The 11,936-nt window shown below is 42.7% G+C and carries 8 protein-coding genes and 1 tRNA gene; all 9 read left to right on the forward strand.

The features are described 5' to 3' along the window. Positions 1-16: 16 nt before the first annotated feature. The 9 genes from nirB to PTT44_RS13065 all read left to right on the forward strand — a co-directional run bounded on the left by nirB (position 17) and on the right by PTT44_RS13065 (position 11,868). Positions 17-2,563, forward strand: a complete 2,547-nt coding sequence (gene nirB / locus PTT44_RS13025) for a nitrite reductase large subunit NirB (protein WP_168158897.1) — start codon at positions 17-19, stop codon at positions 2,561-2,563. Positions 2,564-2,658: 95 nt separating this feature from the next. Then, positions 2,659-4,269 carry a nitrite reductase small subunit NirD gene (gene nirD, locus PTT44_RS13030; RefSeq protein WP_168158896.1) on the forward strand — a complete coding sequence of 537 codons (1,611 nt, stop codon included), beginning with the start codon at positions 2,659-2,661 and terminating at the stop codon, positions 4,267-4,269. 291 nt (positions 4,270-4,560) lie between these two features. Next, positions 4,561-7,353: a nitrate reductase gene (locus PTT44_RS13035; protein ID WP_168158895.1), complete on the forward strand. Its 2,793-nt coding sequence runs from the start codon at positions 4,561-4,563 to the stop codon at positions 7,351-7,353. Continuing rightward, positions 7,350-7,976, forward strand: coding sequence for a molybdenum cofactor guanylyltransferase (mobA, locus tag PTT44_RS13040; protein ID WP_004982162.1), 627 nt, complete (start codon positions 7,350-7,352; stop codon positions 7,974-7,976). Before PTT44_RS13035 ends, mobA begins: the two co-directional genes overlap by 4 nt. A gap of 344 nt (positions 7,977-8,320) precedes the next feature. Further along, positions 8,321-9,349: a GTP 3',8-cyclase MoaA gene (gene moaA, locus PTT44_RS13045; RefSeq protein WP_273795666.1), complete on the forward strand. Its 1,029-nt coding sequence runs from the start codon at positions 8,321-8,323 to the stop codon at positions 9,347-9,349. A 1-nt stretch (position 9,350) separates the two neighbouring features. Then, positions 9,351-9,617: a MoaD/ThiS family protein gene (locus tag PTT44_RS13050; protein WP_273795667.1), complete on the forward strand. Its 267-nt coding sequence runs from the start codon at positions 9,351-9,353 to the stop codon at positions 9,615-9,617. Position 9,618: 1 nt separating this feature from the next. After that, complete coding sequence (locus PTT44_RS13055) at positions 9,619-10,116, forward strand: molybdenum cofactor biosynthesis protein MoaE (protein WP_168158892.1); 498 nt, start codon at positions 9,619-9,621, stop codon at positions 10,114-10,116. Between the two features lie 190 nt (positions 10,117-10,306). After that, entirely contained in the window at positions 10,307-11,728 is a 1,422-nt protein-coding gene (gene cysS / locus PTT44_RS13060; protein WP_005400641.1) for a cysteine--tRNA ligase, read from the forward strand. 64 nt (positions 11,729-11,792) lie between these two features. Further along, positions 11,793-11,868, forward strand: a tRNA-Gly gene (locus PTT44_RS13065). Positions 11,869-11,936: the final 68 nt, after the last annotated feature.

Consider the following 11,936-nt stretch of genomic DNA (forward strand, 5'->3'; position numbering starts at 1 on the left):
ATTGCGGAGAAAGAATATGAAAATCATCATGATTGGTCATGGCATGGTTGGCCACAAATTTATCGAATCAGTACTCGAACATGTGGGTGACGATGTTGAAATTACCATCTTGGCCGAAGAACCGCGCTTGGCTTATGACCGCGTACATTTGACTGAATATTTCAGTGGTAAATCAGCAAAGGATTTAACCCTTTGTCGTGCAGATTTTGCTGATGCTTATGGCATAGATTTACGTTTAAACACCAAAGCGGTTGCAATTGATCAAAGCCATAAAACGGTGACGACGAATCATGGTGATGTTCTTGGTTTTGACAAATTAATCTTGGCAACAGGTTCATATGCTTTTGTTCCGCCTATTTCGGGTAATGACCGTGAAAACTGCTTTGTTTACCGAACCATTGAAGACTTAGATGCGATTCGTGCTGCAAGTCTTAATGCGAAATCAGGTGTGGTAATTGGTGGCGGTTTATTGGGCCTAGAAGCCGCTAAGGCGCTACGGGATCTAAACTTGGAAACCCATGTCGTTGAGTTTGCACCGCGTCTTATGGCGGTTCAAATTGATGACTTGGGCGGAAAGGTTCTACGTGCAAAAATTGAAAACTTAGGCGTAAAAGTCCATACCCAAAAAGCGACTTCATCAATTGAGGAAGGTGCTACGACGAAGCATGTGATGAAATTTGGAGATGGTTCTGAGCTTGAAACAGACATCATTTTGTTCTCAGCGGGTATTCGCCCACGTGATGAGTTGGCGCGTCAAAGTGGTTTAGCCCTTGGGGAGCGCGGCGGGATCATGATTAATGATTATTGCCAAACGTCAAATCCAGATATTTACGCCATTGGTGAATGTGCACTGTGGCAAAACAAAATTTATGGTCTGGTGGCACCAGGCTATGACATGGCACGTATTGCAGCAAAACATGTCACTGAACAAGCTTGTGCTGAATTTGCAGGTGCGGACATGAGCACCAAGTTGAAACTGATGGGCGTTGATGTGGCTTCGGTCGGTGATGCACATGCGATGACACCGAATGCACTCAGTTATTTCTATGCCGACGAAGATACACAAGTCTATAAGAAAATTGTGGTGAACGGCGAAAAGACCAAGTTACTTGGCGCAGTTTTAGTGGGCTGTGCAAAAGAGTACAACGACTTACTACAAATGATGCTGAATGGTTTAGCGCTTCCAGAAAATCCTGAAAGTTTAATCATGCCAGGTTATGCGCAATCCTCAAGTAAATCTGGCGGTAGTGGAGTTGATTTACTGCCAGACAGTGCAACCATTTGCTCATGTAATAACGTATCTAAAGCCGATATTTGCAGTGCAATCGCCGAGGGTTCAACGTCTCTAGGTGCCCTAAAAAAATGTACCAAAGCAGCTACTGCATGTGGTGGATGTGCACCATTAGTGACCCAAGTTTTAAAATGTGAATTACAACGCCAAGGCGTTACGGTCAATAATCATATCTGTGAGCACTTTGCTTACTCACGTCAAGAGCTGTATCACTTGGTACGGGTCAATGAAATCAAAACTTTTGATGACCTGATCCAACAACATGGTCATGGTTTGGGCTGCGATATTTGTAAGCCAACTGCAGCCAATATTTTAGCGTCGTGTTGGAATGACTTTGTTTTGAAACCAAGCCATGCAGGTCTACAAGACAGTAACGACTACTACCTAGGAAATATTCAAAAAGATGGTTCTTATTCTGTAGTACCACGGATGGCAGGCGGTGAAGTGACGCCTGATGGCTTAATTGCTGTGGGGCAAATTGCTAAAGAATATGGCCTATATACCAAGCTCACTGGTGGGCAACGTGTCGATATGTTTGGCGCGCAAATTCACCAACTTCCTGAAATTTGGGAAAAGCTCATCGCGGCGGGCTTTGAGTCAGGCCATGCTTATGGGAAATCGTTGCGTACAGTGAAGTCTTGTGTCGGCAGTACATGGTGTCGTTACGGTGTGGATGACTCGGTTGGTTTAGCCATTTTCTTAGAGAACCGCTACAAAGGCTTACGTTCACCACACAAATTAAAAATGGCTGTTTCAGGCTGTACCCGTGAATGTGCCGAAGCGCAAAGTAAAGATGTCGGTGTGATTGCCACTGAAAAAGGCTGGAACCTGTATGTCTGCGGTAATGGAGGGATGAAGCCTCGCCATGCCGAGTTATTGGCTTCGGATCTCAACACCCAAACTTTAATTAAATACATCGACCGATTCTTTATGTTCTATGTGCAAACCGCAGACCGTTTACAACGAACTTCGGTATGGCGCGACAACATGGAAGGTGGTTTAGATTATCTTAAAGATGTGGTTGTGCATGATTCTTTAGGTCTAGCTGCTGAACTGGAACGTCGTATGAGCCATGTAGTGGGGACTTATCAAGATGAATGGCGTACGGCTGTCGAAGACCCAGAAGTACGTAAACGCTTCGTGACCTTTATCAATGCCAAAGCTGAGCAGCAACAAGATCCGCATATTCAGTTTGCAGAAGTTCGTGGCCAGATTCGTCCTAAAACTACGGCTGAACGAGATCGTAGCCGTATTCCAGTGGTTGAAGCTTAACAAATTAGGGTATTCAAACTTCTTTCTTCAGCACTCTCTCAAAAGCAAAGTTAGAGGGGGCTAAATGAATGAATAAGTTTAAAAGGATTAAGACGATGACAATTTTAAAAGAAATGAATGAGCTAGATTGGGTTGATGTCTGTGCGCTAGATGATGTAACGCCAAACACTGGCGTAGGTGCACTTATTAAACATCAGCAAATTGCTATTTTTCGTGTCGGTGCTGAAAAGCGGGTATATGCCTTGAGTAACCAAGACCCATTTAGCCAAGCTTTTGTGATGTCGCGCGGTATTATTGGTGATTTACAAGGTGAGCGTGTGGTGGCATCCCCGATTTATAAACAGCATTTTAGTTTAGCAACAGGACGCTGTTTGGAAGATAAAGATCAAAAACTGTTGGTTTTTCCAAGCAAAATTGAAAATGGCCGAGTGTGGATTAGTCCAACACCACAAAAAACCTATATCACCAACACAGGTGCATCTCAGGAAAAAATGAAGCTGGTGCTGGTTGGCAATGGCTTAGCGGGCATGCGTTGTTTGGAAGATTTACTCGACATGGCACCAGAACGTTATGAAGTGACAGTGATTGGTGAAGAACCTTGGGGGAACTACAACCGTATTATGTTATCGCCTGTATTGTCAGGGGATAAAACCATTGATGACATCATGTTGCATCCACATGCGTGGTATAGCGACAAAGGGATTCATTTCATTGCGGGTGACCCTGCGGTACGTATTGACCGCCCTCGAAAGCAGGTTTATACCGAAAAAGGTGAAGTGGTCGATTATGATCGTTTAATTTTAGCGACAGGTTCGAAACCGTTCATTCCACCAATTGCTGGAGCGGAATTGGAAGGTGTCATTAGTTTCCGAGATATCTATGACATCAACACTATGTTGGATTACTGCAAGACCAAGAAAAACGCGGTGGTAATCGGTGGTGGTTTGTTGGGACTTGAAGCTGCATATGGCCTCAAACAACGCGGGATGAATGTCACGGTTTTACATCTTATGGATCGCATTATGGAGCGCCAATTAGACAGTAAAGCTAGCCAAATGCTACGCCATAGTATTGAACAAAAGGGTATTTCGATTCTCACCGAGGCCAATACTGAAGCATTGGTGGGTGTAGATGGTCATATCACTCAAATTCGCTTGAAAGACGGTACAGTCTTAGAGGCGGATCTTGTGGTTTTTGCAGTCGGTATTCGTCCGAACATGGCACTTGCACAAAGTGCGGGACTGCGCTGTAACCGAGGTGTATTGGTGAATGACACCATGCAGACTTTTGACCCAAGTATTTACGCCGTGGGAGAGTGTATTGAGCATCGTAGCCAGACTTTTGGTTTAGTTGAGCCACTTTGGGGGCAGGCGTTCATTTGTGCCTCACATTTGGCGGAGCATGGCAGCTTAACGTTCAAAGCACCAACTGTTCCAACACAGTTAAAGGTAAGTGGCTGTGATGTGTTCTCAGCGGGTAATTTTGAACCGAAGGATGACTTTGAAGACATCATTTTAAATGATGAAAAACGTCAGATTTATAAACGCATTATTATTCAAAAGGATAAGGTCGTTGGTGCGGTGTTGTTTGGTGATACCGAAGATGGTGTTTGGTATGCAGAACTTATTTCCGATCAAACGCCAATTTCATCAATTCGAAATAAATTGTTATTTGGTAAAGATTTTGCATTAAAAAAAGCAGGGTAAAAACTTCCTCTTGAAAGGAGGGGGATAGATTTTCTGATAGTTAATTTGATACGAGGAAAAGTCATTCACGACTTGTTTGAGGCAGGGTTACTTATGAAAATTAATGTTTCTGCGAGTAAGTTGGGATGAAGGTGGTATGGGACGAGTTTTGTGAATGACAATGGTTTTGCCTACTTTTCCCAAAAGAAAAGTAGGTCGAACCGAAGGTTAATCCTAAATCTAAACACAAAAGAAAAGACGCCGTTGTGAGTGATTCAAAATAAATGAAAGACAAATAGGAGCGAAGCAGAAATGAATAGTATCCCTGTAATGGAACTGCATAGCTCCACAGAAAAAATGATTACAACCACACAAACCACTTGTCCATATTGTGGGGTGGGTTGTGGGGTAACAGCAACTGTTGAAGAAACGGCTTTAGGGCAAAAAGTCTCTGTGGTGGGTGATGCTCAGCATCCATCTAATTTCGGAAAGTTGTGCATTAAAGGCAGTAATTTAGCCGATACCGTAGGTTTAGAAACACGTGTCTTACATCCCATGTTAGGGCGTAAACCGCAACGTGAGGTAAGTTCATGGGATACCGCAACAGATTTAATCGCCAATAAATTTCAACATTATATCGATCAATATGGGCCTGAAAGTATTGCTTTTTATGTCTCAGGTCAACTGCTGACTGAAGACTATTATGTGGTCAATAAATTTGTTAAAGGCTACTTGGGTACGGCCAATATCGACACCAATTCACGGTTGTGTATGTCTTCAGCCGTTGCTGCGCATAAACGTGCTTTTGGGGAAGATTTAGTTCCAGCCAGTTATAGTGATTTTGAACATACGGATATGGTGGTTTTAGTCGGTTCAAATACCGCATGGTGCCATCCAGTATTGTACCAACGCATCATGAAAGCCAAAGAGGAGCGAGATCTTTTTGTCGTCGTGATTGACCCGCGTTTTACTGCAACCTGTGAGGCGGCTGATTTACACTTACCGATTTTACCGGGTCAGGATGTCGCGCTGTTCAATGGTTTATTACAGTATTTAGCAAACAATCATTATACCGATACCGATTTTATTACAAAGCATACTCAAGGCTTAGAACAAGCGCTGGCAAGCAGTGCTTCTGAAGCATCAATAGCGAGTGTGAGCGAACGGACGGGGATTTCTGTTGAAAAATTAACACTTTTTTTTGAAAAATTTGCTCAAACAGAAAAAGTGATGAGCTTATTTTCAATGGGGGTGAATCAGTCTTCACGTGGGGTAGACAAAGCCAATAGTATTACCAACTGTCATTTGTTAACGGGCAAAATTGGGAAATTGGGCGCTGCACCCTTTTCGATGACGGGCCAGCCGAATGCAATGGGTGGACGTGAAGTGGGTGGACTTGCCAATATGTTGGCTGCCCATATGGATTTGGATAACCCACAACATCAACAATTGGTTCAACAGTTTTGGCACAGTCCAACCATTGCAAAGCAAGTGGGTTTAAAAGCCGTCGACCTTTTTGAAGCGGTTGAAAGCGGTAAAATTAAAGCCATTTGGATTATGGCGACCAATCCTGTGGTGAGTTTACCCAATGCTGATCAGGTCAAACGTGCACTAGAGAAATGTGAGTTTGTGGTGGTGTCAGACATTTGTCTAGATACCGATACCACGCAATATGCCGATGTGTTGCTGCCTGCATTGGGTTGGGGTGAAAAAGATGGCACAGTCACCAATTCAGAACGCCGGATTTCCAGACAGCGTGCTTTTTTAGACATTCCAGTCCAAGCACAAGCAGATTGGTGGTCAGTTTCACAAGTGGCGAAAAAATTAGGATTTCAGGGTTTTGACTTTGAAAGTAGTCATGACATTTTCAAAGAACATGCCCAGCTTTCAGCTTATCAAAATGCAGAAATCGATTTACGTTCATCGACTGAAACATTCCGCTATTTCAATTTGGCAGGTCTGACTGATCTTTCATTTGATGACTACCAAGAACTTGAACCGACGCAATGGCCTGTACCCGTACCTTTGAAAAACAGTCAAACCAAACTAAACACTTTTGCCCAATTATTTAAAGATGGTCAGTTTAGTCACCCAGATGGTAAAGCCAAGTTTATTGCAACAACAGCAGTTGGTGCAGTAAATCCAACCAGCAGTGAATATCCATTGGTGCTGAATACAGGACGTATCCGCGATCAATGGCATACCATGACACGTACAGGTTTATCAGCCAATTTAAGTACGCACAAAGCAGAACCTTATTGTGAAATTCACCCAAATGATGCCCTGAAATATGGTTTGAAAGATGGCGAACTGGTAGAGATCAAATCGGCTTGGGGAAATTGCGTGCTGCGAGCTACAGTCAGTGACAATATCCGCCGTGGACAGATTTTTGCACCGATTCACTGGAGTGATCAATTTGCATCAGACGCACGGATTGGCAAAGTGGTGAATCCTGTAGTGGATGCGATTTCGGGAGAACCTGAGTTCAAACATACCCCTGTGATGATTCATCCGTTTTATACGCAATGGCAGGGCGTATTTTATGTCAGAACGGGCTTTGAGCATTTGGTGCAACAAAGTATTGAACAAAGCATTTGGTGGACCAAAATCAAAACGTCCAAAGCTATTCGTTATGAGCTGGCAGACCGTCGACGTTTTACGGAAACCACGGAACAACTCAAAGCTTTATTGCCTTTTGATGATGAAAGTTTTGAATGGCTCAATGTAGAAGATCAAACGGCCCATATCAGTCATAGTGTGGTGTTACAAGATGGACACCTCGTTGCAAGTCTGTATATTGCGCCCAAAGCGTTATTGCCAGATCGAGACTGGGTGGCAAGTCTGTTTAAGCGCGAACGCTTAAGTGCGATGCATCGAAAGGCTTTATTGGCAGGGCAAGCCATGTCAATGACTAATAGTGATGGCCCACTGGTTTGTAGCTGCTTTAAAGTCGGAAAAAATCGCATTATCGATGTCATTAAAGAAAAAAATATCACCCATGAAAAACAAGTCACTGCATGCTTAAAGGCAGGAGGTAATTGCGGTTCTTGCTTACCTGAAATTCGAGGTCTGATCAAAGCTTGTCAAACGGAGGATGTAGAATGAAAAGAAAAATATTCAAACCCGTGAGCTACCCAGAAACTGAAGTTGTCATCTTGGCGGGTGGTCAGGCGCGCCGTATGAATGGCATTAATAAACTCTTGCAAAAATTTGATGATGAAATTCAACTCATCAAAATTCATCAGCAGCTAAAATCACGTGCAACCAAGGTATGGGTCAACAGCCATCGGGATCATTCAATTTATGAGCGGTTGATTCCGTCGATTGGCTTTTTTGAAGATGAGGCAACAGGCTTTCAAGGGCCCTTGATGGGGATGAAAAGTGCATGGACACATGTGCAATCAGACTATGTGCTGTTCGTACCCTGTGATGTAACTTTTATTCCGAAAAAAGTGTTTTCACGGTTACATCAAGCGATGCAACAAGATCCGAACTGTGGTGTCGTTATTGTAGAAATCAATGACCGTGCACTGTATCCGTTTTGTTTGTTAAAACGGAGCAGTTTGCCGACATTGATTCAGCACCTTGAACAAAATCAGCGCAGCTTAAGGCAGTGTTTTGCAGATTTGCACCCACAGGTGGCACGATTTAAAAATCATGCACTGTTTTTTCACAGTATTAACTCGTTGGATGAATTACAACAGCATCGGCAACTCAATTTTTTATAAATATCTCAGATACGGAGAATGGGAGTGTGTGTTGAGAGCAAAAGATGTTGCCATAAACCGATTTGACTGTTTAAATAAAAATCTATAAAAGAACCAAATAAGTATTCGTGTTTATATTAAATTTTTTATAAAACAAAGATTTAGAATATATTTATGGGAGTCGTTATTTTATTTAGATTATAAACGTATGTAGCAGTGATCACTCATTACGGCGGTGAACTGAAAATACTCAAAATGTAAAAAGTGCACAAAGTTGGAACAGTTATTGCAATTTATACTTTAGAAAATAGGGCGTGAAATATGAACTGCACCCACACCGCTCAAAGGACGCATAGGCAAGACAGATGAACAGCATGACCCATGTATCCGCAGTTAGAGTATTCCAAGATCAGTTTGGACGTGAAAAGCGCAAACTACGAATCTCTGTGACGGATCGTTGTAATTTTAAATGCGTCTATTGCATGCCCGAACATCCCGAATGGATGAAAAAGCACGACTTGCTCAGCTTTGAAGAACTCTACCATTTTTGCAAATTTATGGTGCAGCATGGCATTGAGCAAATTCGTATCACGGGTGGTGAACCGTTAATGCGCCAAGGTGTGGTGCATTTTATCGAACAGCTACAAAGCCTAAAAAAACAGGGGCTGAAGCGTATTTCCATGACCACCAATGGTCACTATTTAAAACAATATGCCGCTGCTTTAAAGCAAGCAGGGCTGGATGATTTAAATATTAGTCTAGACAGTCTAGATGCCGAACAATTTCAACACCTCACTAAAAAACAATTACATACAGTGCTGGAAGGAATTCAGGTTGCACAGCAGGTTGGTTTTAACATCAAAATCAATACCGTGCTGATGAAAGGCATCAATGACGATCAAATTGTCCCTTTGGTGCAGTGGGCAAAGCAGCAAAAGGTAGAACTGCGTTTTATTGAGTTTATGCCTTTAGATGGCGATCAAAATTGGTCGCAAGCCGATCTCGTCACTGAACAAGAGATTTTGTCTCAACTCAGCTCGCAATTTACGGTGCAAGTGCTTGAAGGACAAGGCGCCAATCCAGCACGTAGTTATCGGGTAGATGGTGCGAACATTGGGATTATCTCCACCATTAGCAACTCGTTTTGTGGGGAGTGTGATCGACTGCGGTTGAATGCGCAAGGTGAGTTTTATAATTGTCTTTTTGCTAAGCAAGGCTTAAATTTAAAGTCAGATATTCAGCAACTTACTCTGCTCAATCAGCATGAACCCTTTGTTTTAGAGGGGAAACTTTCAACTTATGTTTGGCATAAAGAGCAAGGCTTTCATGCTATTCAAAAACAGCAGTTGCATCAGCCCGTGCGAAAAATCAGTATGCATATGATTGGAGGTTAGGATGACTCAGGAATTAAACAACGTGATTAGAGTGAAGATCGAAGCTTTTGGTGCGATTGAACGGCAGTTACCCCCCAATTTAATGCTGCAATGTGAGCCTGATTCATCGGTTACGGTGATTTTAAAGGATCTCGTTGCTCAATACCCAGATGTCCACACAGTATTGGAGCGCTGTGCCTGTGCAATCGGTGAAGACATTATTCCAAGGCAGACTATTTTAAGTCGAGATTGTACTTTGGTGTTGTTGTCCCCTGTGGCAGGAGGTTGAGATGGACTTAAAACTATTTCCGCGGATTCAAACAGTGACTTTTACCCAAAATGACTTTGATGGCATCCAACATTTTCCTGAGTGTGGTGGCATTGGCATATTCATTGGTACGGTGCGGAATCACCATCAAGGTAAAGCTGTAAAAGCGTTAAAATATACCGCTTATGCACCTGTCGCTGAAAAAATGATTCGTCAAATTGAACAAGAGATCCAATTAAAATATGGCGTGTCCTACGTTCGGGTGGTGCATCGCATTGGTGCTTTAGATATTGGTGATACTGCGATTATTGCAATGGCTTACGCTGCGCACCGCCGTGAAGCCTTTCAAGCCTGTGAGGAAGCGGTAGAACGGGTAAAACATGAAGTTCCTGTATGGAAAGAGGAATTTTATATGGACGGTACCAGTCAGTATGTCGAGGGTTGCTGTATTCGAACAGATCATGAAGCGCCAAAACTTCATAGCCATGAGCATTGCGAGCATGCACATGTTCATCCTTAGCACAGTGCGTCATATAGTGCCAATATTTACCAGTAATCCGTTTAAGATTTGGATAATGGAAATTTAGAAATAGTTGCGTATGAATGAAAAGTGGCGAGATAATTGAAAGAAAAATCTTCTGAAAACTTTATGAAAAATAATGCTTAGGTTAAGATGATCCATTCTTATATTTGAAGTCTTTTGAATCGCTATGCAACCATTTGTTCTATATAACTCAGAGCAACGCAAAAAAGTAGAATTCGTACCTCGTGTTGAGGGGCATATTGATATGTATGTTTGCGGTATGACGGTATATGACTACTGTCATATTGGACATGCGCGCGTGATGGTTGCATTTGACTATATTATTCGCTTCCTGCGTAGCCAAGGTTGGAGCGTTAAATATGTACGTAACATTACCGACATTGACGACAAAATCATTAAACGTGCCAATGAAAATGGAGAGTCGATTACTCAACTGACAGACCGCTTTATTCAAGCGATGAATGAAGATGCTGAAAATCTAGGCTGTTTACATCCAGACGAAGCACCGCGTGCAACAGATTATATTGATCAAATGCAAAGCATGATTGGCAATTTGGTTGAAAAGGGCACAGCTTATCCATCTGCCAATGGTGATGTGTATTTCCAAGTGGAAAAATTCGCTAAATATGGTCGTCTTTCAGGACGTAAATTGGAAGATATGCAAGCGGGTGCATCTGAACGTGTTGATGTTGAAGTTGAGAAAAAACATCCCTTTGACTTTGTACTTTGGAAACATGCCAAAGATAATGAACCTGCATGGGCTTCGCCATGGGGCAAAGGTCGTCCGGGTTGGCACATTGAATGTTCTGCGATGTCGACTTGCTGCCTAGGGAACCATTTTGACATTCATGGTGGTGGTTCGGACCTCATGTTCCCGCACCATGAAAATGAAATTGCACAGTCTGAGGCTTCAACTGGCGAGCAGTATGTCAACTATTGGATGCATGTCGGTTTTATCAACGTTGATGGCGAGAAAATGTCGAAGTCATTGGGCAATTTCTTTACCATTCGTGATGTGATGGATAAGTTCCATCCTGAAGTGATTCGCTACTTCATTGTGTCATCACACTATCGTAGCCCTGTGAACTTCTCTGATGTTGCTTTAAAAGAAGCAAAAACTGCGCTGTCACGTTTCTATCATTCATTCAAAGCTTATCAACAAGCCTATGGTGATACACAAGTCGATACCTTAGATGAAACATTGCTTGAGCGTTTCAATAGTGCCATGCGTGATGACTTCAATACCGCTGAAGCCATTGCGGTATTGTTTGAAGTCAACAAAGAATTGAACCGTGCCGTGAAAGAGCAACAAGCGGAACAAGCGGCGATTTACTATGCAACCTTACGTCATTTAACCAATATTCTAGGTTTGGTTCAGCACAATGTTGAAGAGTTCCTGAAGTCTGATATTGGGCAAGAGGCGTTGGCTTTGTCTGAAGAGCAAATTGAAGATTTGATTCAACAACGTCAAGATGCGAAAAAAGCCAAAGAATTTGCCAAAGCGGATGAAATTCGTCAGTCCTTGTTAGATCAGGGTGTAGTTTTGGAAGACACTCGCCAAGGGACAATCTGGCGCCGTGCTGATTAATTCAGCAATTGCATTATAGAGTGTTGACAGTTTGATGAAACTCTCTATAATGCACATCCATATTGCGGGAATAGCTCAGTTGGTAGAGCACAACCTTGCCAAGGTTGGGGTCGCGAGTTCGAGTCTCGTTTCCCGCTCCAAAATTTAAAAAGCCTCAAGTTTAACTTGGGGTTTTTTTATGCCTGTCATTTGAGTGTGTTGAAAATAA

It is taken from the genome of Acinetobacter sp. Gutcm_16 (assembly GCF_028649355.1).
GTDB classification, from domain to species: domain Bacteria; phylum Pseudomonadota; class Gammaproteobacteria; order Pseudomonadales; family Moraxellaceae; genus Acinetobacter; species Acinetobacter johnsonii.